Below are 22,861 nucleotides of genomic sequence, written 5' to 3' on the forward strand. Positions count from 1 at the left end.
GGGTATATTCAATCCGTTCCATATGGTTGCATCTCCCCTACAGAGCAGGCTATCCAGCTAATCGGATGTTTCAGACGCTTTCCCGTGGTCACAGAAAGTTTCGGTTTTCCGGGACCAGAGCGTGACCACGGGCGACTGTTTGGTCATGGAGATTGGGATGCCCAAAGTCGCTCTTACGGACGCATTCTGCCGGAGTGCGAAGCCGCACGAATGCAAGTTGACAGAGTTCGCCGACACCAAAGAGCGAGGACTGTCGCTGCGGGTCACTCCCCAGGGTGTGAAGTCCTGGACCTTCCGATACCGTACCGCAGCAAACGAGCAAAAGCGGATCTCTCTGGGTCGACTGGACGATGTTTCGCTAGCCGCCGCACGAGCCGCCGTGGTCGCGGAGCGCGCGCGGGTGCACGCTGGACAAGATCCAGCGGCAGTCCGCAAAGCCGCCAAACAGGAGGCGATTGAGACGAGCAGGCTAGAAACCGTCGCTGAAGTCGGCATTCGGTACTTCTCTGAGGCTGCGGCCGGCCGGCATCGACCGAATGCCCGTCAGAAGCGCCAGAGCACCTTGAAGAGCGAGCGCTACTACTTCGACAGACACGTGCTGCCGAGACTTGGGAAAGAGAAACTGTCGGATCTGACACGCGCCCGGGTTCAGGCACTAGTTAATGCAGTCGCAGACGAACATGCGCCGAGTACGGCGCGTCAGTGCAAAGTGGTCCTCCATGGGATCTACAGCTTTGGCATCTGGCAGGAGATCGTCGTGCTGAACCCCTGCCAGTTTGTCACCGTGCCGCAGTTCCAGACACGCGAGCGGGTGCTGACCGACGGCGAATTAGGAGTGCTTTGGAGAGCTTTGCGAGATGTTCAGAAAGCCGACGGCGTTTATGTATCGCACTCGGTCTCCGTTGCGATCCTTCTAGCTGCAGTAACGCTGCAGCGGCGGGCCGAGATCACGGGTATGCGCCGCAGCGAAATTGATCGCGAGGCTCGCCTATGGATCATTCCAGGCAAGCGAACGAAAAACCACCGCACGCACATCGTTCCGCTGTCGCCGCTCGCGATTGAACTGATCGATGAAGCGGAAGCGCTTGCCGGCGGAAGCCAGTACGTGTTCCCGTCGCCGCGCAAAACCGATGAGCCGATCGGCCCGTCGGCGCTAAGCCATGCGTTTCGTCGGGTGACGGCGAAAGCAGGACTTGTAGGAATTCGCCCGCACGATCTGCGGCGCACGGGCGCGACGGCATTGACGAGCGAGCGCTTGAGCGTTTCTCGCTTCCTCGTCTCGCGGGTCTTGAATCACGCGAGTGATACCGGCGATACGGCGTCCGTGACGGGGATCTACGACCGCAATAGCTATCTGCCGGAGAAGCGCCGAGCGCTGGAGGCATGGGCAGGGGAGCTAAACCGGATTACGAGCTGTCCGGCTTCCAATGTGGTCACGATCCGATGAGCAACAGATGGGCAGGCGTCGGGTGTGTTGTCTGCGTTGGCACCGGCGAGCTCGGCTTCTTTGAAGAGGACAGGGTGACGTGTCCGCGCTGCCATGGGACGGGGCGAATACCACTTCTAAATGATAAAAATGATGATCCCCGTGAGAAAAGGAAGATATATGAGGCTCGACATCATATAGATGTTTCATTGTATTCAATTGATGAGCTTGTCGATATTCTTTCCGATCAGGGTTTGACCAAGGAAAAAATCCATGAGCTTTGCACGGAGATGCAGAGAAATAAAGAAATTAAAGAGATTACTATAGAAGAAGGTGTTCGAGAAGTCATCAACGCTGGAATAATGTACGCAAGATTTTTTGAGTCTTGGAAGCTGACACCGTCTCCGTCTGTTCTTGAGCGTGATCTTCGGGCAGAGGCAAAGCAATTGCGGGCGTCGGCGAAAATCGTCAAACGAGCAGTGTCAGGCAAAGCATTTCTTCCAGGAAATTTTCAAATACATCCGCACCTTCCGTGCGCGCAGGCTAGGAATTCCAGGAACATGCCGAGAGCCATCGCGCTGCGGGTAAGAAACCCTTCCGCCGAGATATACCTAGAAAGACTGGCAGAGGATCTTGAAGCACATGCAGATTTTCTTAGGAAAATTCCATTGAAGCTCGCTATTTCAAGCAACAAGGAGCATTTTGTTCTGCTTTTGATGGCTGCTTGGAACACAGCTACATCAGAGGATGCGCTAAAGCTGCGGATCGGCGGGTGTGAGCACTCGATCAGCCCAATTCTTCGCTATCTCAGTGTTGCAACACGAATGGTTTCCAAAACCAGGAGCGGGATGGAGATCGCAAAAATTTCCGGATCAACGCTGCGTCGTTATGCGATTGCCGTGCAAAAAAAATGCTCGGCCTGGGCAGCTGAGGAATCGGATGCCTAATCAGTTTGTCGCGTATTAAACAAGTATCTGATCATTCACACCTGAAACCGATTGGGAGAAAAAGCGACATCCAAGAACGTGAGGTTGCCGCCATGCCTTCCATTCAATCATCCGACTGCATCCTCTCGATACGACAGGTCCGCGCCATTGTAGGCTTGTCGCGGTCGACGATCTGGCGTCTCTGCCGCTCCGGAGATTTTCCGAACTCCATCACTTTGAGCCCCGGCCGCGTCGGTTGGTCGGAGCAAGCGGTGCGGGCATGGATCACGCAGAAGATGGAGCCGGACCGGGTTATGGGGTCTAAGGATCCGCAAGGCATTGCCTCCGTCTGCTGGCGATGACGGTCCCGCTGAGAGTAGACCGACCGCTCGGAGTAGCTATCTGGTCTATCAATCTCGTCAGAGCGCCCGGTGCCAGCCGCCTCGAAGAGGAATGATGGGAGGCGCGGGTCACCCAAGACACAACGGCGACGCGGCGACAGTAAGCGCGCCTCTAAACTCCCTCGTCCCCGAGCGGTCCTTTCGTTTCTATTTGCCTTAAATTGTCGCGACGGCCTGCCCGGCTCGTCATAGTCGTTCCAAAGCAAGGAGAGAGCATGCCCAAAGTCACAACCGTCGTCGAAGCGTGCGGTCTCGGTGGTGATGCGGCGCTGCATTTAAAGCGCACATCACAACGCGGATTCTGCCCCAACGAAGGAGGCAGTGCAATCCAGTGTCCCACTTAGTCAAAACCCGCCGCCGCAGTAGGCGGCGACGGGTCTACAGATGCGTTCTTTGCCGGAACAACCTTAGAGATACCGTTTCACTCCTCAACCTTCAAGGCGTCTGGAACGTTTGCCGCTTCATTAAGCGCCCCGTTACGGCTCGCCTGGTTCCGCGGATGCTGGGCGGTTCCATTTTCGGGCGGGCTATTCAATGAGCGGCCCTCTCTCCGTCATGTTGGCTCGAGCGCGTCTGTATTCGCAAGCAGCGCCGTCCCGAGCGTCCGTCGCCTACGTGCGACAGAACGGGCTGCGTCTGACGAACGTCGCCAACTTGGACCCGATCCTGGAGCACGCTGGGCTCCTCACTGTTCTGAAGATCAGTATCTTGCCCGGCAACCGTTGGGACTTCCTCGACACTGGCTTGGGCGACGAAGGGGAAACGGCCACAGCCGCTGTGATCGAAGCGTTGGGGCGCGACGGCAGGACAGCCGTGGACCTGATCGCTTGGCCGCTCAACGATCCCTCTCGCTTCCTCAGCATGTTCGGGGCTGCATCTATGCTCGGGATCAGAAACGTGACCTCCAGCGGAGAATACATCTTCAACGCGCCGCTCAGGATCTGGCGCACGCCGCTTCGCTGGCTCCAATCGGGCTGCCGCGGGGCGGTCGTCGTCAACCCCGCAGTCGCCGCTCGTGACCTTCTCGATGCGCTCGGCCGCATCTCCGGCGAGGACCGGGAGCATTCCGAGGAGCTGTTCGGCCTAGTGGCCAGCCTTTTTGACCCCGCCCGCTTTGTAGCTCCGAGTCCCGTCTATCAACAGGGATCCACCTGATGCTTAGCGCAGACGAGTACACGCCCATAAACCGCCTCCCGCAATATGGCGACCGCGAGGGTCAGGCACCTGCGGAACCCGACCCTTGGCAGTCACCCGACCTGACGCTCCTCGGAACGAACCGGCGCCCGGCGCCCGACTTCCCGGTCGACCTTCTCGGCCCGTTCTGGCTGACATGGGTGAGGCGTCGCGCAGCCGGCGCCTCCGCTCCTGTCGATTATGTCGCGACATCACTTCTGGCTTGTGTTGGGGCGATGATCGCAAATGTCCGTTGGGCGATGGCGGGCACCCACTGGGCAGAGCCGCCCGTCCTGTGGTGCTGCATCGTCGGCTCCCCGTCATCGGGGAAGTCTCCGGCTATGGACGCGGCTTTCGATTTGATACGCCATGCCGAAGACAGGATGGCGGCCGGATTCGATGACGAACTGCGTCGCTTTGAGACGGACCAACAGATCTCGCGCGCTCGCCAAGAGGCGTGGGAGGCAAAAGTGAAAGAGGCGGTTAAGGGCGACAAGCTGCCGCCCTCCGTGCCGGAGGATGCGGCTGCGCCGACGAGGCCAGTCCTGCCACGCGTCCGGGTCATGGACTTTACAATGGAGAAGCTGAGCGCGCTTGCCGCCACGCTGCCGCGTGGTCTCCTTGCTGTGCGGGACGAGCTGGCCGGCTGGTTCGGCGCCTTCAACAAGTACGGGGGAGGCGGCTCCGACAGGGCCTTCGCCATCGAAATGTACGGGGGCCGGAGCTACATCGTCGACCGAGTGAAGAACCCCGAGCCGCTGCGCATCCGCCACCTGAGCGTTGGCTTACTAGGCGGTGTCCAGCCCGACAAGCTGCCGACAATCATCGACGGTCCTGACGACGGGCTCGCCTCTCGGATCTTGTGGGCTTGGGCGGACATGCTGCCGGAGTTCTCCGTAGCGCGCGACAAGGTCGACGATGACGCGGCCAAGGCAGCCTTTGTCCGGCTAGCGGAACTCACGTTGGGCAGCGATGAGTTCGGGGAGCCGGAGCCCAAGCGTTTGCACCTCACGCCGGCCGCCGTCGACGTGCTGGAAGAGTTTGGGAGGGACATGGCCGCTCGTGCGCACGAGGCAAGCGGTGTATTCGCCGGAGCACTCGGCAAGACCCGCGGCCATGCCTTGCGGCTGGCAACGGTACTGGAATTTCTCTGGTGGTGCGGCAGGCCCGAAAGTCAGGAACCGTGCGCCATCTCGGTTGAGGCGGTGACAGCCGCGGCGGGCCTGCTGGACGCCTATTTCATACCCATGACCGAGCGGGTGCTGGGGGACGCATCTATCCCTGTTGCCGAGCGCGGGGCGATGACGCTTGCCCGCCATCTGAAGCGCAAGGGCATCGTCAGCTTCAATGCCCGTGAGGTGCGGCGTGAGGTCGGCGGTCTTCTGCGCGAGTCTGCTGCAATGGATGCGGCCTGCAACGTACTGGTCGAAGCCGGGCTGATCCGCTCTAAGCCGTCGCGCTCCGGATCGCAAGCCGGCAGAGCCGCTAAAACCTATGAGGTTAACTCTACCATTTTCGGGAGACGGTCATGAGCAAGTGGTTGTCCAGAGCACGTCAGGCCTCTGTGCCGTTTGCGCCAATGGTGCCAAAAGGTCCGGCTAACGAGGCTAATGGCACAAACGGCACAAACGGCACAGCTTCTAAAGAAGCAAATGAAGACGGGCAGGCTGACGTTGCCGAACGTGCTGCAGTCCTTGAGTATGACGAAGGCCTGCCCCGCGCGGAGGCCGAGCGCCTGGCGCAAAAGCAGAACTTCTAGTCAAACCGCCAGCCATTTGCTGACCCCGCTAACGGACCAAACAGGGGAGAATTCATGGGGTATTACACGGAGGTTGACAAAAGTTGATATCTTTAGCCCGCCAGATTGTTGCAGACATTCTATCGAAGCAGCGCCAAGAGGAAGCGGCACGATCCACATTGATTGCTGCTGCGCTGAGTCAGCCGCCGCCGCCCACTGTCACTCAAGCGAACTGGGAATACTGGCATCGCTATGGCTGGCTGGTATGCCCGGCGACCCGGAATCGGGTTTGCGACAAAACGGCCTGCAGTGTTGGCGCACGCTGCAAGCGCCTCGGAGACATCGGCTTAGCCGGAGACAAGACAGCGCTCTCATGGAATGAGCGACCGACGTGCGGCGCGCTCAATCGTAAGGGCGGGTTGTGTAAGCTCCGTGTTGACCCGGGCCGTAGGCGCTGTCGTCTGCATGGCGGCCGCTCGACCGGGCCTAGAACAGACGAGGGAAAGGCGCGGGTTGCACAGGCGCAGCGGAAGCGCTGGACAAAGTGGCGGGCAGAGAAACGCCACGCTTCACAGTAAATCCAGAATCTGCGGCAATGGGGCGCCACCTGGCTTATGGACCCCGCTTCTGGCGGGCGGTCCTAAGTCGGGGGCGCGTCAGTGTGGACGAGAAGTAAGCGTCGTCTTCAGGCCATGGCGGCGAGCCGGTCGGACGGCTTGAACCGCCACGGCATGAGATCATCGATGGCGCTGTTGGGATGGCCCTGGATGATCAGCGTGCTGACGGCGGCCAGATAAGCCTGGGGATCGACGCCGTTGAGCTTGCAGGTCTCGATCAGCGAGGCGATGGCGGCCCAGTGGCCGGCGCCGCCGTCAGAGCCGGCGAACAGCGCGTTCTTTCTCGTGAGGGCAAGCGGGCGGATGGAACGCTCGACGGTGTTGTTGTCGATCTCGATGCGGCCGTCGCCGGCGAAGCGGCAAAGGTCCTCCCAGCGTGAGAGCGCGTAGCGGATCGTCTCGGCGAGCTTTGGTCTTTGGCTGATGAGCTGAAGCTTCTCGCGCAGGAACGGCTCCAGCGCGTCGAGGATCGGCAGGCTTCTTTCCTGGCGTGCGAGACGGCGAGCGTCAGCAGATCGCCCCCGGATCTCCGCCTCGATCCTGTAGAGCGCGGGATGCGCTCCAGCACCTCGGCGGCGATCGGCGCGGCACCGGCAGCGGCCAGTTCGTAGAAGCGGCGACGGACGTGCGACCAGCAGAAGGCGGGTTGGACGCCACCCTTCTCGGCTAGCACCCTGTATGGTACCGCGCTTTTCGATTGATTGCTGCGTATCGGTTCATCGAAGCGCCCCGAACAGCGATCCTAATGGTATCGGATTGAGTACCAGCAAAAACAGGCATGATCGTGCCGCGGGGCGAACGGGCGTCCTCATTCCTCGCTTCTCTCTTCGCCAAGACCGATTTTCGGACCAAGTGGTCGAGCTTGCCCGCGGTCGCCTAGTCTCATACGCCTCCCATCAAGCCGCGCCAGCCGAACTCCCTAATCCGATTAAATCCCACTTAACCAGAGAAAACCCGCTTCATTCGGTTTACTTTCGGCCGACCTGGTGAGATGCTCGAACCCTAAATTAGACTGGCCGATGAAGGGCCGAACCATGTCCGATCGCTGGGTCTCCGTGGAGGAGATCGCTGAATATCTCGGTGTCAGCAAAGACACGGTCTATGGCTGGATCGCGAAGAAGGACATGCCGGCGCACAAGGTCGGAAGGCTTTGGAAGTTCAAGACAGACGAAGTTGATGATTGGGTGAGGAACGGAAAAGCATCGGACGATAAAAAGGAAAGCGAAGCGGCCGAGTCCAGTTCACAGAAGGGGAAGCATGCGGGGGGAGAGAAATTGGATGGCTGATGTCGCGTGCGTCGACCTTTTTTGCGGGGCCGGAGGCCTCACGCATGGCCTGATCTCGAAGGGCGTCAAGGTCGTCGCGGGTATTGACGTCGATGAAGCCTGCCGCCACCCCTTCGAAGCGAACAACGCTGCGCGCTTCATCAACGAAGACGTGGGGCGCCTCGCTCCCAAGCGCCTCAACGAGTTGTTCGGTGATGCCGAAGTCCGGGTGCTCGCCGGTTGCGCCCCTTGTCAGCCGTTCTCGACCTATGCCCAGCGTTATGATGTCGTCGGAAGCCCCCGCTGGGGCTTGCTCTACCAGTTCGGACGACTGATCAAAGCCACACGTCCTGACTTGGTCACGATGGAGAATGTGCCTTCGGTCGCCAAGCACGCGGTGTTCGATGACTTCGTCGAGACCGTGCAGAACATGGGGTACGACGTCCACCAAGGGGTGGTTGATTGCTCGCTGTATGGGCTGCCGCAGAACCGCCGGCGCATGGTGCTGCTGGCCTCCCGACTCGGCCCCATCGAGCTGGTCGCCCCGAGGCATGATAGCCCGACGACCGTTCGCGCGGCGATCGGCAAACTCGCGCCGATAGCTCAGGGTGGGACCCATCCGAAGGATCCACTGCATGCCGCGTCAAAGCTCTCCGACCTGAACCTCGAAAGAGTTCGTGCGTCTCGTCCCGGCGGCACGTGGCGTGACTGGCCAAAGTATCTCGTCGCCGACTGCCATCGTCGTGAGACGGGCCATACGTATCCGGGCGTTTACGGCCGGATGGTCTGGGACGAACCCGCGCCGACCTTGACGACCCAGTTCTATGGCTTTGGGAACGGACGGTTTGGACATCCAGAGCAAGACCGCGCGATCTCTCTGCGTGAGGGCGCAATTCTGCAAGGCTTCCCCAAGTCCTATTCCTTCATACCCGACGGGGTTCCCGTTCATTTTAAGGCCTTGGGACGGATGATTGGAAATGCGGTTCCGGTCACTCTAGGCGAGGTGATCGGCCAGAGCATCGCAGCCCATCTCGGAATTGAAGCCGAGAAGACGAAAAGAAAGAAGAAGGGAGCCGTCGCGGATGACGCGCGTAAGTCCCTCGTCGCATGACGCCAGTCGTCGGATGGCCCGCGTGCGACAGAAGGGCACGCAAGCGGAAATCGACCTCCGCAGGGTTCTGCATGCCAAGGGCCTGCGCTACCGCCTCCACGTTCCGCTCCTGACGAAGCCCAGACGCGTCGCCGATATCGTCTTCCCCAGGACAAGGATAGCCGTTTTCGTCGACGGATGTTTCTGGCACGGCTGCCCCCAGCACGCTTCCTGGCCGAAGAGTAATGCCGATTTCTGGCGGGAAAAGATCGAAACCAATCGATCCAGGGATGCCGATACCGATCAGCGGCTGAACGCCCTCGGTTGGGAGACGGTCCGGATCTGGGAACACGAAGACGCCACCGAAGCCGCGAACCGCATCGCCGAACTCGTCGGCGCGCGCGAGAAGAATGGGGCTCACCTATGTCGATGACTGCGGATGAAATGGTGGCTAATGTCGCCCACGTCACTGCGCCTGAGCCTGGCCAGCTGGTCGAGGCTCGCCGCCGCCAATGGATCGTCTCCGAGGTCGATGGCGGTTCGGTTGCCCCCGGACTGCCCAAGCGGCATCTCGTCCGGCTGGCTTCGATCGACGAGGATGCGCTGGGTGAAGAGATCGAAGTTCTCTGGGAGTTGGAGCCCGGGGCGCATGTGATCGAGCGGGCCGGACTGCCGCGCATGACCGGTCTGGACGACCCCTCAACGCTTCAGGCCTTCCTTGACGCAGTGGTTTGGGGCGCTGCGACGAACGCGGATCGCGGCTATCTGCAGGCGCCATTCCGCAGCGGTGTCAGCATCGAGGACTATCAGCTGGATCCGCTCGTGCGCGCGATCGACATGGCGCGCACAAATCTTCTGATCGCCGACGACGTCGGCCTCGGGAAAACCATCGAGGCAGGGCTCGTCGTTCAAGAGATGCTCCTGCGTCACCGCGCCCGCACGGTCCTGGTGCTCTGCCCTGCCTCGTTGCAGGAAAAGTGGCGCGTCGAGATGCAGGAGAAGTTCGGACTCGAGTTCCGGATCGTCGATACGGACTACGTCAAGCGTCTGCGCCGTGAGCGAGGTCTCCACGCCAATCCGTGGACGTCTTTTCCTCGTCTCATCACGTCGATGGACTGGGCCAAGCAGGGTGAAGGCTTGCGTCTTCTGCGGGATGCATTGCCCCCGCACGTCAGCCATCCCAGGAAGTTCGACCTGCTGATCATCGACGAGGCTCACAACGTCGCGCCGACCGTCGGCCGCTACGCTGTCGAAAGCCTCAGGACCCGTCTGGTTCGTCTGGCCGCGCCACACTTCCAGCACAAACTGTTTCTCACAGCCACGCCGCACGACGGTTACACCGAGTCCTTCACCGCGCTCCTTGAACTTCTCGATGATCAGCGGTTCGCGAGAAACGTCCTCCCAAGTGATCCCCAGCTCGCCCGGGTGATGGTCCGTCGGCTGAAGAGCGATCTGGTCGATGCGGGTGGCAAGCGAATTTACCCAGAGCGACGGCTCGAAGCGCTGCCAGTGGAGTATGGCGAAGACGAGAGGGATGCCCGGCGGCAGCTGGAAGCATACATCAAGAGCCGCGAAGGCGGTGCTGATGGAGGGCGGGCCGTCGATCACTTCGTGCACCAGTTGCTGCGCAAGCGCCTGTCATCGTCACCTGCAGCCTTCGCAGCGACACTGGAGCGGCATATCGCGACGATCGAAGGTCGGGCGGCTAGCGATCGCAGCCAGAAGAAATTCGATTACCGCATCCTTCGGCGGGCGATAGCGAAGACCGAGGAAGACTACGCAGACGACGCACAGCGGGATGCCGCCGAGGCTGAAGCGATCGAGGAAGCGGGCAAGCATGTCCGGCCACCGACCGACGAAGAACGCCGGATGCTCGACCGATTGCGATCCTGGGCCCAACAGGCGGCTCGTCGGGCCGATGCCAAGGCCACCGCCGTGCTGGATTGGCTGGCCAGTCACCTGAAGGACGGTGACAGGTGGACGAACGAGCGGGTGATCCTGTTCACCGAGTATCGCGCCACTCAGCAATGGATGCAGGAGATCCTCGCATCTCACGGCTTCGGGGGCGAGCGATTGGCTCTCATCTATGGTGGTATGGACCCGAAAGAACGCGAGGGCGTGAAAGCCGCGTTCCAGGCCAACCCCGCGGAATCCCCGGTGAGGATACTGCTGGCGACCGACGCCGCCTCCGAGGGCATCGATCTCCAGAACCACTGCCATCTGATGATCCACCTCGAAATTCCGTACAACCCGAACGTGATGGAACAGCGGAACGGGCGCATCGACCGTCATGGTCAACGCGCGAGCGAGGTCGTCATTTGGCATCCGGTGGATGCTGTGGGAGGCCACGGTGACGATATCCTCCGTGCGCTTCGCAAACTGGATGCAATGCGCGCCGACATGGGGAGCGTGAACCCCGTCATCGCGCCTCAACTGCCCGACCTTCTCGAGGGGCGCCGCCGCGATCTCGACACGAGACAAGCCGAAGCCCGGATGGAGAAATCCCGCCGCTTCGTGAAGGCGGAGCGCGACCTTCGCGAACGTGTGGCCAAACTCCATGAGCGGCTGAACGAGACCCGGCACGAACAGAGCCTCGTGCCCGACCACATCGAGCGGGCGGTACGCACGGCGTTGCGTCTTGCGGACAAACCCGACTTGGAGCCCGTTTCTCTGGCCGGTGCACCAGATGGCACGGTTTTCCGAATGCCGCCGCTCTCGGGTTCCTGGTCCCGATGCCTCGAGGGTCTCGAACACCCCTACACGCAGAAGGTCCGCCCGATCACCTTCGACCACGAGGTCGCCAAGGGGCGTGACGACCTCGTCCTCGTCCACCTGAACCACCGGCTTGTCCAGATGAGTCTGCGGCTCCTGCGCGCGGAGATCTGGGCCCGTGACGACGTGAAGAAGCTTCACCGCGTGACCGTCAGGTCGCTTCCGGATGGGCGGATCGAGGGACCGGCCGTGGTGGTGGTGTCGCGGCTCGTCGTGACCGGCGGGAACCATCATCGTCTGCACGAGGAGCTCACGGAGGCTGGCGGCTATCTGCGCGATGCCGGTTTTCGGCGGGAGGAACGGGTCACGGAGGTCCGACGATGGCTGGAGGAGTCGCGCCCTGCGGCCCTGTCGGATGCGACGTTCGACGCATTGAGGACGCGCTTCGACAAACAGCGTGATTCCGTTCTGGCAGCCGTCGAGGCACGCTCGAAAGACCGGCTACGCTTCCTCGTGAACACGATCGAGACCCGCAAACGCAAGGAGGCCGAGGACATCCGCCAAGTCCTGGACGATCTCGAACGAGCGCTGAAGACCGAGATCGCGGCGGAACAGCAACCCGTGCAGCTCTCTCTTTTCTCCGAGGACGAACGCACTCAGCTCAAGCGTGACCGAGCGGCCCTCGAAGCACGCCTGGCCCGGGTCCCGCAGGAGCGCGAGCAAGAGCTACGCGCGATCGAGGAACGGCACTCCAATGCCGTCGAGCATACCTTCCCCGTGGCCGTGGTGCTGCTGGTTCCGAACTCCCTCGCGACGGAGAAGCGCGGATGAGCAACGATCACGAGTGGCTGAACCTCATCGAAGTCTCTGGGCCCTTTCTGGCGGTGCCCGTGCTGCGGGAAGTCTTCCCGCAAGGCCTCGAAGCTCTGCCTTCCGGGCGACCTCAGCGGCTTCGTCGGACCTATGAGGAATGGCGCGATGCCGTCGACATGGACGACCTCGACCTTCCAGCGCTGCACGCGGCCTGGATCGACGACGTGCTGGTCACCGCGCTGGAAATGGATGAGACGGTGCTGCGCAAGGGCGCGACATTGCCTGAGCAGCTCACTGTCTCGATGCCCGAACACGGGGTCACGGTCGCGCCCGACCTGGCCGTCGTGAATCCGACGAACTCCGACGACCCGCTTCTGCTCATCCACGTCTATCAGCCGGACACCGACCTGGACGCGACGCGCCGTTTCGATGGCCTCGCGATCACCCCGGCCGACCGGATGGTCGCTCTGCTCCGGGCGACGGGATGCCCCACTGGCATCGTCACCAATGGTGAGCGCTGGATGCTCGTCCACGCGCCCGTCGGCGCCGTGGCAGGCTTCGCGAGCTGGTATGCGCGGCTCTGGGGCCAGGAACCCGAAACGCTGCGCGCCTTCGTCAGCCTTCTGGGCATCCGCCGCTTCTTCGGACCGGAAGAAGCAAAGCTGCCGGCGCTCTATGAGCGGTCCTTGAAGCACCAGGACGACGTGACCGAAGCGCTCGGAGAACAGGTCCGGCGCGCCGTCGAAGTGCTCGTTCAGGCCCTCGACCGCGCCGACCAGGATCGCAATCGCGAACTCCTGCGCGACGTCGATCCGCGAGAGCTCTACGAGGCCGGTCTGACGGTCATGATGCGGCTCGTCTTCCTGCTATCGGCCGAGGAACGCGCCCTGCTCCTGCTCGGTGATCCCCGCTACGACTCCTTCTACGCCATCTCCAGCCTGCGGATGCAGCTACGCGCGGATTCCGAAGAGATCCTCGAGCGTCGCAGATCCGCCTGGTGTCGGCTGCTCGCCCTGTTTCGTGGCGTGTATGGCGGTATCGATCATCCGACGCTGCGGCTGCCCGCGCTCGGTGGTTCGTTGTTCGACCCCGATCGCTACCCCTTCCTCGAAGGACGCCAGAAGGGCACGAGCTGGCGCAGTGATCCGGCTGAACCGCTGCCGATCGACGACCGCACCGTTCTGCTGCTGTTGGAAGCGATCCAGACTTTCGAAGGCCGCACGCTGTCCTACCGCGCGCTCGACGTGGAGCAGATCGGGCACGTCTACGAGGGCCTCCTCGAACGCACGGTGAAGCGCGTCGACGACGTCACCCTGGAACTCGATAGCGGCGCGAAGGCCAAGAGTCCGCGCGTGACGCTCGGCGAGGTCGAGTCGGCGCGCCTGGATGGTCCGGCGAGGGTTGCTGAACTGCTGAAGGAACGGAGCGAACGCTCGGAGTCCGCCATCCGCAGCGCCCTCGAGCGGGCAGCCGACGATCGTCTCGCCGCGCGCCTGCTCACCGTTTGCCGCGGCGACATCGGTCTGCGCGACCGCATCCTGCCCTACGCGCCCCTCCTGCGGACCGACCCCTGGGGCTATCCGCTCGTCCACCACAAGGGCGCCTTCGTCGTCGTTCTCGGCGCCGAACGGCGCGAGAGCGGCACGCACTACACGCCCAAGAGCCTGACGGAGAAGATTGTCGAGGAGACGCTGACGCCCGCCGCCTATCGCGGTCCGGCCGAGGGCAAGGCGCCCGAGGATTGGGAGCTGAGGAGCGCCGAGGAGTTGCTCGACCTGAAGATCTGCGACCCTGCCATGGGGTCCGGAGCCTTCCTCGTTCAGGCGTGCCGCTGGCTCTCCGACCGGCTTGTCGAGGCCTGGTCGGTGACCGAAGCGAGCGGCAAGCGGATCGACAGCGAAGGCCGCCTTCTCGATGAAGGCGATGGCGAGGGTTTCGAGCCCTTGTCTCAGGACGCCGAGGAGCGCGCCGTCATTGCCCGCCGCCTCGTGGCGGAACGCTGCCTCTACGGCGTGGACAAGAATCCGCTCGCTGTCGAACTAGCGAAGCTCTCGCTCTGGCTCACCACGACGTCCAAGGGACGGCCCTTCGGCTTCCTTGACCACAATCTGCGCAGTGGCGACAGCCTTCTCGGCATTCACGATCTTGGTCAGCTGGTCGAGCTCGACATGAGCCCGAAGGGAAAGACTCAGCTTCGACTATTCGGTCGGACGATCCGGTTAGCGATCGACAAGGCACTCGAACTTCGCGCGCGTCTGCGGGATATCCGCATTCGCGACATAAAGGATGTCGAAGCCATGGCGGCACTCGACACGCAATCGCGCGGCGAGCTGGCACTGCCGACGCTCATTGCCGATGCGTTCGTCGGCATTATTCTGGCTGAAGATCGGGCTGGAGAACGGACAGCCAGGATCGAGACGCTGGCTGCATTCGCCGATGCCATGGTAAGTGGCGAAAACTCAAAGAAGGATAGGGTCCGGCGCGATGCATCAACTGACTTGGCAAAAGACTCCCTAGACAGCACCGCGCGGCACCCATTCCATTGGCCGCTTGAATTTCCAGAGGTCTTTGACCGAGAAAATGGAGGTTTTGACGCCATCGTCGGGAACCCACCGTTCTTGGGCAACCGCTTGTGGAAGGGAGCTTTGGGCGAACGGTTCCAATGGCAGTGCCAACTGGTTCTCGGAGTCTCTCCCGCAAAAATCGACCTTTGTGTCGTCTTTCACCGACGCGCTGCCGATCTCATGAGGCGAGGAGGCAGCTACGGCCTGCTTGCTACGAGCAACATTGCAGAAGGCAGTGCGATCGTCCTTGGGCTCGGAGAGATAGTCAAGCGAGGTAGTATCTACTTCGCAAGAAAGGGAATGCCATGGCCGGGCACAGCTGCCGTCGTCGTTGCAGTTGTCGGGTTCTTCAAGGGCGAGTGGAACGGACGGAACGATGCAGACGGTCATGATTGTGATCGCATCGGACCTCGCCTTGAGCCAGAAGAAGCAAATAGCTGGGCACCCGTCGCGCTGTCGGACGGCATATTCAGCTTTGCGGGCGTGGATAACAGTAAGGGACTGGCGTTCGTTATCACCCCGGACCATCCTTGGTTCGAACGCCTGAAGGATGAACCAAACAGTCTGTTAAGGCCCTACGTCACCGGCGATGATATCACCAGTTCGGCCTTGAATGACGTAGCGCGGTGGGCGCTTGATATTGCCGACCGTGAACTCGGCGACATCCAACGCGATTGGCCTGAGGCTTATCAATTCATTACTGAGGTCGTGCAACCGACCCGGACACCAGAAGCCTTGAAAAGCTATAAAGGTCTTATCGATCGTTGGTGGCAGTTCTGGAATCACCGCGCTGACTTGATGCGCAGGATTCGCCAGAACGAAAGGTTCATTGCATATTCCAAGGTGACCAAACATCCCATCTGCATGCTGGCTCCCTCAGATTGGATCTACACCAACAAGGTGGTTTTGATCGGCTTCGAAAGGGATGATTTATTTCCTATATGCCTGAGCACCCCATTCCGATCATGGCTTGAAGCCTACAGCGGCGCAGGCTTAGGAGTAACTCTTCAGCTATCCATCAGCGAATCGATAGCAAAGTTTCCGCTGCCGAGCGGGGCGGTGTCGCAAGAGGGAGTCGATGCGGCCCTTCGCTTCAACGACATCGCCGTCGCTTGGAGCGCGGACCATCAATGCGGCCTCACCGATCTCATGAACGCGGTTCATTCGCCCGACAACGATGATTCTCGAATTGCAGAACTCAGGGTGCTTTTCGAGACCCTAGATAGGCATGTGGCAGCAGCTTTTGGCTGGGCCGATCTGGACGTCAGTTATGACTTCCATGAAGTGAATGCATCTTCTGGCAGCACACAATGGCGCTATTCGCTCAGCGAAGAAATCCGAGAAGAGCTGCTTCGAAGACTAGTCGCCCTCAACAAAGCTCAACATGAGGAAGAAATCGTCAAGCAATCCGACGCTGGAAAGTCCGGGTCGGGCAAGGCGCGCGGGCGCCGCAGAAGAAATAGTGAAACGCCGGATTTTACGCTCGACCTCGACGATGTTCTCTTAAAAATTAATGATAGGGGTGCTTGACGATGGCCGATCTGACCACGACTACCGAACCATCTGTCAGCGCCTGGATAGTCAAGCGGACGTCCAACGCGCCCCGCTATTCCGTCCGTATCGACGTGGGGTCGACCACTCACGGCGCAATCGAAGAGGGCCACTGGGTCGTCGCACTGGACGATGGTGGCAACGTCTCCGAGGTGGGCCGTATCCTTCGCATCCGCTCGGACCTCGACGGCGCCACGATCCATTTCGACCATTGGCAGACCGTCGAACCGTCCGTGCCGCTCGCCGACCTCGGCTTGACCGCGCCGACCGCCCCTGTTGTGCGGCTCCCATGGGACGAGTTCCTCCGCATCCTACCGCTGCTCGGCGTTCCTGACCCCGGCGCAGTGCCGCTGATCGACGATGTCGCCTACACCCGCGATCTCCTGGAACTCGCCGTGCGTGACGATCTGCTCGGCCCCGCCGGTGGCCCCCATGAGCTGATCAAGGACATGAGCGTCCGCGACCGCTATCTGGTCGGCAAGCTGGCGCCGCGCCGGCCGGACGACGACCAGGCGGCCGGGGTCGAACCGGCTTCGGCGGCCGAGGAAGCCGGCGACCTCGAGGATGAACGGACGGCGCCGCTCCACGAGCCCGGCGCCGAGTTCGCCAGTGCATCTGGCAGGGTGGAACCCGAGGACGACGCCCTTGATGAGATCGACACCACGAACAACCAGTCGCTGGTTCCCTCCAGCTTGGGCCTGACCTTCTGCGTGGCGCCCAACGTCGAGAAGCTGGCAGTCGATGCACGATGGGGACGCTACGAGCGCGTTCCCAACGATGAGCACGACATCGTCAAGACACGGAAGAACCGTCAAACCGGCCACGAGGAGGAGGTGAAGGTCAGGGTCTGGCAGCGGATCCCGTGCGGTGGCTTCGTGGCCGTTCCGCTCGTCGACGGGCCGATCAAGCCGTCCACTCCCGACCCTGATCAACCGGATGTCCGCCTGCAGGGGACGGTTCGGACGAACAACAAGGGGGAGCGCCTGGTCACATTGTTCCTCGTCAACGGGCAGTTGGAACCCGAAGACAACAAGGACCGCGCCTGGCTGTTCCAGCCGGAGATCACCGTCGAGGCCCCCGAGGGCCAGAGCGACAAATCGGTGTTCCGCCGCCGGCCGTCCAACGAGGTCGTGGTCGACGATCCGGAACGCGACCGCCTTGCTCTCATCTATCGCGACCGGCTGGAGTTCGCGGTCGGCCACGGGGTGTCCGTCCACGCCGACACGACGCCCGAGGATCCGACGAAGGCCCATCGCGTCAGAACCGAGATCATCCCGCGCTACGAAGTCGCCGTTACCGAAACGCCTGGCCTCGACCCCAGGGACCGCCCGGCCATGCGCCGCATGCTCGACGAGGGCTGGCTCGACATGACCCGACTGGCGGAGATGGCGCCGGACGCACTGCGCGAGGCGCTCTCGTGCCTCATCGACGATTACGCCGTTTGGATCGACGAGCAGAAAGCCCGGCTGGGGTCGGAGATCACCGGCTTCGACGATCCGGGCAAGGACGTCATCGAGCGCTGCGAGGAGATCCTGCGGCGCCTCCGAGAGGGCATGAGCACGCTCTTCGCCGATCCGAAAGCGCTGGAGGCATTCCGCTTCGCCAACCGGTCCATGGCCATGCAGCGTGTCCGAAGCATCTACGCGCTGAAGCGTAGACGGAACGAGACCGTCGATTTGACCACGTTGGACGTGCCGAAGAACAGATCTTGGCGCCCGTTCCAGCTGGCGTTCCTGCTGCTGTCGATCCCATCGCTCGCCGATCCGGCACATCCGGACCGGACGAAGCCGGTCGAGGCGTTCGCTGATCTGCTCTGGTTCCCGACGGGTGGCGGCAAGACCGAGGCCTATCTCGGCGTGGCGGCTTTCGCCATGGCCATGCGCCGGCTGAAGAACGATCTGGGCGGCCTCGACGCCTCCCGCGGTCTGGCCGTCATCATGCGCTACACCCTTAGACTTCTGACCCTGCAGCAATTCCAACGGGCGACGACGCTGCTCTGTGCGATGGAGGTGATCCGCCGCACGGACGACAAGACGTGGGGCAAGGAACCGTTCACGCTCGGCCTCTGGGTGGGCAACCGTGTGACTCCGGGGACGACGGAAGCCTCTCATCAGGCCATTGAGGCCATTCGAAACAACGACCGCAACAAGGCCGGCATTGCCTCGCCAGCACAGCTGACCAGCTGTCCGTGGTGCGGTTCGGAGATTTCCGGCGGTCGCGACATCGAGGTGGACAGGGTCGCGGGAAGAACGCTGATCCACTGCGGCGACAAGCTCGGCGGTTGCGAATTCTCGAAAGCGAAATCGAGTGGCCAACCTCACCCGGGGCTTCCGGTGAAGGTCGTCGACGAGGAGATCTATCACCGCCCTCCGACGATGATGATCGCGACCGTCGACAAGTTCGCGATGATGGCGTGGCGCCCCGAGGTTCGAAACCTGTTCGGCCGCGTCGATCAGGAGTGCGGACGCCATGGCCTGCTCTGGCCTAGCCACGACTGTGGCACCGGACACAGGGCAAGGGGTTCGTATCCCGCCGCCAGTGTAAAGCCGGTCCGCGCCATCAGGCCGCCAGACCTCATCATCCAGGACGAGTTCCACCTCATCAGCGGTCCACTGGGCACGATGGTGGGCCTGTACGAGACGGCCGTCGACGAGTTGAGCAGCTGGGTTCTAGGCGACACGAAAGTCCGCCCCAAAGTCGTCGCCTCCACCGCGACCGTGCGGCGCGCAGATGATCAGGTACGCAATGTCTTCATGCGCCGAATCTCGGTGTTCCCGCCCACGGGATTGGACGTCGAGGATAACTTCTTCTCCGTACAGCGACCAATCGGCGAGAAACCCGGGCGGCGCTACATGGGCGTCTGTGCGCCGGGCAGCTCGCGTCCTGCGGTGCTGATCAGGACCTACACTGCATTCCTGACCGCCGCGCAGGCACTGTTCGATCGGTTCGGTCCGGTGGCCGACCCCTACATGACGCTCGTCGGCTACTTCAACTCGCTGCGAGAACTCGGCGGCATGAAGCGGTTGGCGGAAGACGACGTCCAGACGCGTTCGTTCCGCGTCAACATGAGCTTGGTGGACCGGCCGGGGCTCTCCCAGCGACGTGTCGAGGAAATCAGCGAACTGACGTCGCGCGTCTCGAGCCAGGACATTCCGCGATACCTCGATCAGCTCGAGGTTCCATTCGAGGGGGTCTTCGATCCGGCACAGGGCAAATGGTTCACCAACAGGAAGCCAGGAGAGGCCCGACCGATCGATGCCGTGCTGGCGACTAATATGCTGTCGGTCGGTGTCGACGTGAATCGTCTCGGGGTGATGGTCGTCAACGGTCAGCCAAAGGGAACGGCCGAATACATCCAAGCGACGAGCCGTGTGGGCCGTACGCCGCCGGGGCTCGTGGCGACCGTGCTGACGTGGGCGCGGCCTCGCGACCTGTCGCACTACGAGACATTCGAGCACTACCACGCGACCTTCTACCAGCATGTCGAAGCCCAATCCGTCACGCCGTTCTCACCGCGTGCGCTGGACCGAGGGCTTACGGGCGCGATGCTTTCCATCATGCGCCATACCTATGATCCCTTTGCGGCGAACGATGGGGCTGGCGCGATGAACAGTCCGAGCCTCAACGAGATGCTGGAAACGATTGGAGCCATCGCCGCCCGAACCTGGGAAGTCACCGAGGATTCGGGGAAGAAGGCTTTGACCGAAGCCGAGATGAAGAGCCGTGCCGACGATTGGGCCAATGAAGCGGGCGTCGGCGGCCGCACACTCGTCTACCAGAAGCATGGCGCGGGTCCCACCGCCTATCCGCTGCTCTCGGCGCCCGGCATCAAGCCCTGGACCGACTGGACCGTCCCGATGTCGATGCGAGAGGTCGAGCCCGGCGTGCGGCTCGTGATGGAGGACGATCGATCGACCAGTGATCCGACTTGGCGACCGCGGGTGACGCAGCCCGAGGAGGATCAGCAATGAGCAGGACACCCGTAGGAGAAATCCGACCGAGCCAGTTGCTTTGGACCTATGGTCCAGGAGCATTGATCGACCTCCCGAACATGTCGGTGGTCACGATGGGGATCGATCGCTGGGAGAAAGATCGGTGTCAGCCGATACAAGAGGCACGCCTGCTCGCCAATGTCCGGAGCGTGCTCGGTCCCCAAGTCGATTCATTACGTATGCCACCCATCGGCGAGAGGGACATCATAGACCCCTTTTCTGCCGCGGCGCTGATCGGCGTGCCCGTCAAGCCTTTCCCGAGATGGCTGCGCTGTGTGAAATGCGGGCTGCTGTCACCCTATGACGCCGGCTTGTTCAAGCTGAAAGAGAACAGGTACCGCCCGGAATCGACGCGCTTCGTTCATGAGGGTTGTCGAGGATCGAACAACAATCAAAGGGCCAGAGATGCCGATGCGGTTCCGGCCCGCTTCCTCATGGCGTGTCGTGCTGGCCATCTCGATGACTTTGCTTGGCACTGGTTCGTTCATGGTGGGCCGAGCACATGCCGAGCGACGTTGAGATTCTTCGAGAGCGGCGCATCGCTTCAAACCGAGAACCTGTGGGTCAAGTGTGACGGCTGCGGCGCATCGAAGAACATGGCGCAGGCCTTCGGTCAGGCCGGTCGAGACAATCTACCGGGGTGCCGCGGGCGACATCCGCACATCGACAAGTTCGAAGACGATTGCACTGAAGACCCTCGTGCCATCCTTCTAGGGGCAACGAATGGCTGGTTCCCCGTCACATTGTCGGTCCTGGCCATCCCGCAAACAGGAAGTCCTTTGGCGCAACTGGTCGCGGACGGCTGGACCTTCTTCGAAGATGTCAGTTCCGCTGCCGAGGTCGCGTTCGTCGTCAAGACCCTCAAGAAGACCGCTCAGTTGCCCGGGATCGAGCAGTTCACCGACGATCAGATCTGGACCGCCATAGAAGTCCATCGCAATGGTGGATCGACCGTCGAACAGAGTGATTTGAAGGGGCCGGAATGGGATGTGCTGACGGCCGACAGCCCGCCGACCGACTATCCGCACTTCATGAGCAAGAAGGTCGCCATTCCTTCAGGCTTTGGTTCGGCGATCACACGCGTCCTCTTGCTGGAGCGCCTTCGTGAGGTGAATGCACTCCTCGGGTTCACGAGGGTCGAGTCCCCGGATGAGGGCACGGGAGACGACGCGGCCCCACGCGCTCCACTCGGACGCGCCGCGCCTAACTGGGTGCCAGCCACTCAGGTTCAGGGAGAAGGTATTTTCATCCGCTTCAATGTCGATGCATTGAAGGCTTGGGCGGACAAGGAGACCGTGAAATCGCTTGATGCTCGACTCAGACAGGGGCACCGCGGATGGCGTCACAAGCGAAACCTCGACCCAAACGAAGGTTATCCAGGCGTCCGCTACGTCATGCTCCACACCCTTGCGCACATGCTGATCCGGGAACTGGCGCTGGAGTGCGGCTATAATGCCGCGAGCATTCGTGAACGGATATATGCGGATGTCGAGGACGGAAGGGATCAAGCCGGATTTCTCATCTACACGGCTGCGGCAGACTCCGATGGAACCCTCGGGGGACTGGTAGAACTCGGCAAGCCCGAAAATCTCGGCCGACTTCTACGCCAAGCTCTGGACCGCGCATATATCTGCGCCTCCGATCCCCTCTGTTCAGAACACGATCCAAGCAAGGATCAGTCGCTTCACGGCGCAGCGTGTCACGCTTGTTCTTTTGTCTCGGAAACGTCATGTGAGAGGGGAAATCGCCATCTCGATCGCTCCCTCGTCGTGCCCACGCTCGAAAACCCCGATGCAGCATTCTTCGAGACCGTCTGATGGAAGCGATGCTGATCGCAGCCACGGATCTCGTGGCCCTGTTGTCTCCGTCGAGGATCGAAGCACTTGCTGATCGTGTCCGCGGCTCGCTGTCGGCCGAAAGAGATGGAAACCTGCATCAGCTTGTGACTACGCCGGCTGCTCGCGCAGCGCTCGATCGTCTGATCGCCGCGTGGAGGCAGACGGAAATATCAGGTGATGTATTTGCCGGCATATTGGTCGGCGCGGCATACGCCCGCCAACAGGCACAGCGCGAGAGCAGTGTCGAACTCGTCTGGACAGGCCCGACAACACCCTTCGTCGCCACCCGTCGCACAGAGCAGGTGCTTCTGGATCTCATCCATCGCGCGCAGACTGACCTCTTTCTCGTCAGCTTCGTCGCATACGATGTCTCCTCGGTCGTCGACGCATTGAACGCCGCAGCTGCTCGCGGCATCGAAGTCCGTATTCTACTGGAGACCTCCGCGAGCCAAGGTGGGAGCCTATCCGTCGACCCTGTCGCCACGATGCGGCGCTGTGTGCCTTCGGCAGCCCTGTATGTCTGGACCGACCGGCCTGCACCGTTCGATGAAGGAAGGGTTCACGCGAAAGTAGCTGTCGCCGACGGGCTCACGGCCTTTTTGACCAGTGCAAACCTTACTGGACACGCACTCGAGAAAAATATGGAGGCCGGCGTCGTTATCAGCGGTGGACACGTACCGACGGGTCTACGCGCGCATCTTCTTGCTCTAATTAAAACGAGGGTCATTCGGAAAATTTAGCGGGCGAATCATCAC

General features: G+C 61.6%; 16 protein-coding genes and 1 pseudogene. 15 read left to right on the forward strand and 2 right to left on the reverse strand.

Annotation, left to right across the window (positions count from 1 at the left end):
* Positions 1 to 157: 157 nt before the first annotated feature.
* The 7 genes from LXB15_RS01410 (at position 158) to LXB15_RS21035 (ending at position 6,242) form a co-directional block, all read left to right on the forward strand.
* Complete coding sequence (locus LXB15_RS01410; RefSeq protein WP_255696633.1) at positions 158 to 1,447, forward strand: site-specific integrase; 1,290 nt, start codon at positions 158 to 160, stop codon at positions 1,445 to 1,447.
* Entirely contained in the window at positions 1,444 to 2,373 is a 930-nt protein-coding gene (locus tag LXB15_RS01415; protein ID WP_233950522.1) for a hypothetical protein, read from the forward strand. Before LXB15_RS01410 ends, LXB15_RS01415 begins: the two co-directional genes overlap by 4 nt.
* Before the next feature lie 92 nt (positions 2,374 to 2,465).
* Positions 2,466 to 2,714 (forward strand): AlpA family transcriptional regulator, encoded by a 249-nt coding sequence (locus tag LXB15_RS01420; RefSeq protein WP_233953301.1) that lies wholly within the window; start codon positions 2,466 to 2,468, stop codon positions 2,712 to 2,714.
* Between the two features lie 693 nt (positions 2,715 to 3,407).
* Positions 3,408 to 3,908, forward strand: coding sequence for a hypothetical protein (locus LXB15_RS01425; protein ID WP_233950523.1), 501 nt, complete (start codon positions 3,408 to 3,410; stop codon positions 3,906 to 3,908).
* The gene (locus tag LXB15_RS01430) at positions 3,908 to 5,458 is read left to right on the forward strand and encodes a DUF3987 domain-containing protein (RefSeq protein ID WP_255696635.1); all 1,551 of its coding nucleotides are present in this window, start codon (positions 3,908 to 3,910) and stop codon (positions 5,456 to 5,458) included. Before LXB15_RS01425 ends, LXB15_RS01430 begins: the two co-directional genes overlap by 1 nt.
* Positions 5,455 to 5,685 carry a hypothetical protein gene (locus tag LXB15_RS01435; RefSeq protein WP_233950524.1) on the forward strand — a complete coding sequence of 77 codons (231 nt, stop codon included), beginning with the start codon at positions 5,455 to 5,457 and terminating at the stop codon, positions 5,683 to 5,685. The genes LXB15_RS01430 and LXB15_RS01435 overlap by 4 nt, the downstream gene beginning before the upstream one ends.
* A gap of 158 nt (positions 5,686 to 5,843) precedes the next feature.
* Positions 5,844 to 6,242, forward strand: coding sequence for an HGGxSTG domain-containing protein (locus LXB15_RS21035; protein WP_370640260.1), 399 nt, complete (start codon positions 5,844 to 5,846; stop codon positions 6,240 to 6,242).
* 107 nt (positions 6,243 to 6,349) lie between these two features.
* Here LXB15_RS21035 and LXB15_RS21040 read toward each other — a convergent pair whose 3' ends face one another.
* Positions 6,350 to 6,613, reverse strand: a complete 264-nt coding sequence (locus LXB15_RS21040; RefSeq protein WP_370640261.1) for a transposase domain-containing protein — start codon at positions 6,611 to 6,613, stop codon at positions 6,350 to 6,352.
* Positions 6,587 to 6,954, reverse strand: a pseudogene (locus LXB15_RS21045) (transposase); the annotation flags it as partial. The gene LXB15_RS21040 and the pseudogene LXB15_RS21045, both read right to left, overlap by 27 nt.
* 361 nt (positions 6,955 to 7,315) lie before the next feature.
* Here LXB15_RS21045 and LXB15_RS01445 point away from each other — a divergent pair.
* Genes LXB15_RS01445 through drmC form a run of 8 tightly spaced genes read left to right on the forward strand, consistent with a single transcriptional unit; the run spans position 7,316 to position 22,846 of the window.
* Positions 7,316 to 7,567: a helix-turn-helix domain-containing protein gene (locus tag LXB15_RS01445; RefSeq protein WP_233950525.1), complete on the forward strand. Its 252-nt coding sequence runs from the start codon at positions 7,316 to 7,318 to the stop codon at positions 7,565 to 7,567.
* Positions 7,560 to 8,657 carry a DNA cytosine methyltransferase gene (locus tag LXB15_RS01450; protein WP_233950526.1) on the forward strand — a complete coding sequence of 366 codons (1,098 nt, stop codon included), beginning with the start codon at positions 7,560 to 7,562 and terminating at the stop codon, positions 8,655 to 8,657. Before LXB15_RS01445 ends, LXB15_RS01450 begins: the two co-directional genes overlap by 8 nt.
* Positions 8,629 to 9,069 carry a very short patch repair endonuclease gene (locus LXB15_RS01455; protein WP_255696636.1) on the forward strand — a complete coding sequence of 147 codons (441 nt, stop codon included), beginning with the start codon at positions 8,629 to 8,631 and terminating at the stop codon, positions 9,067 to 9,069. Before LXB15_RS01450 ends, LXB15_RS01455 begins: the two co-directional genes overlap by 29 nt.
* The gene (gene drmD, locus LXB15_RS01460; RefSeq protein WP_233950528.1) at positions 9,060 to 12,179 is read left to right on the forward strand and encodes a DISARM system SNF2-like helicase DrmD; all 3,120 of its coding nucleotides are present in this window, start codon (positions 9,060 to 9,062) and stop codon (positions 12,177 to 12,179) included. Before LXB15_RS01455 ends, drmD begins: the two co-directional genes overlap by 10 nt.
* The gene (locus LXB15_RS01465) at positions 12,176 to 16,255 is read left to right on the forward strand and encodes a DNA methyltransferase (RefSeq protein ID WP_233950529.1); all 4,080 of its coding nucleotides are present in this window, start codon (positions 12,176 to 12,178) and stop codon (positions 16,253 to 16,255) included. Before drmD ends, LXB15_RS01465 begins: the two co-directional genes overlap by 4 nt.
* A 2-nt stretch (positions 16,256 to 16,257) precedes the next feature.
* Complete coding sequence (drmA, locus tag LXB15_RS01470) at positions 16,258 to 20,247, forward strand: DISARM system helicase DrmA (protein WP_233950530.1); 3,990 nt, start codon at positions 16,258 to 16,260, stop codon at positions 20,245 to 20,247.
* Complete coding sequence (drmB, locus tag LXB15_RS01475; protein ID WP_233950531.1) at positions 20,244 to 22,085, forward strand: DUF1998 domain-containing protein; 1,842 nt, start codon at positions 20,244 to 20,246, stop codon at positions 22,083 to 22,085. Before drmA ends, drmB begins: the two co-directional genes overlap by 4 nt.
* Positions 22,085 to 22,846 (forward strand): DISARM system phospholipase D-like protein DrmC, encoded by a 762-nt coding sequence (gene drmC / locus LXB15_RS01480; protein WP_233950532.1) that lies wholly within the window; start codon positions 22,085 to 22,087, stop codon positions 22,844 to 22,846. The genes drmB and drmC overlap by 1 nt, the downstream gene beginning before the upstream one ends.
* Positions 22,847 to 22,861 lie beyond the last annotated feature (15 nt).

Source organism: Aurantimonas sp. HBX-1, from assembly GCF_021391535.1.
Lineage (GTDB): Bacteria > Pseudomonadota > Alphaproteobacteria > Rhizobiales > Rhizobiaceae > Aurantimonas.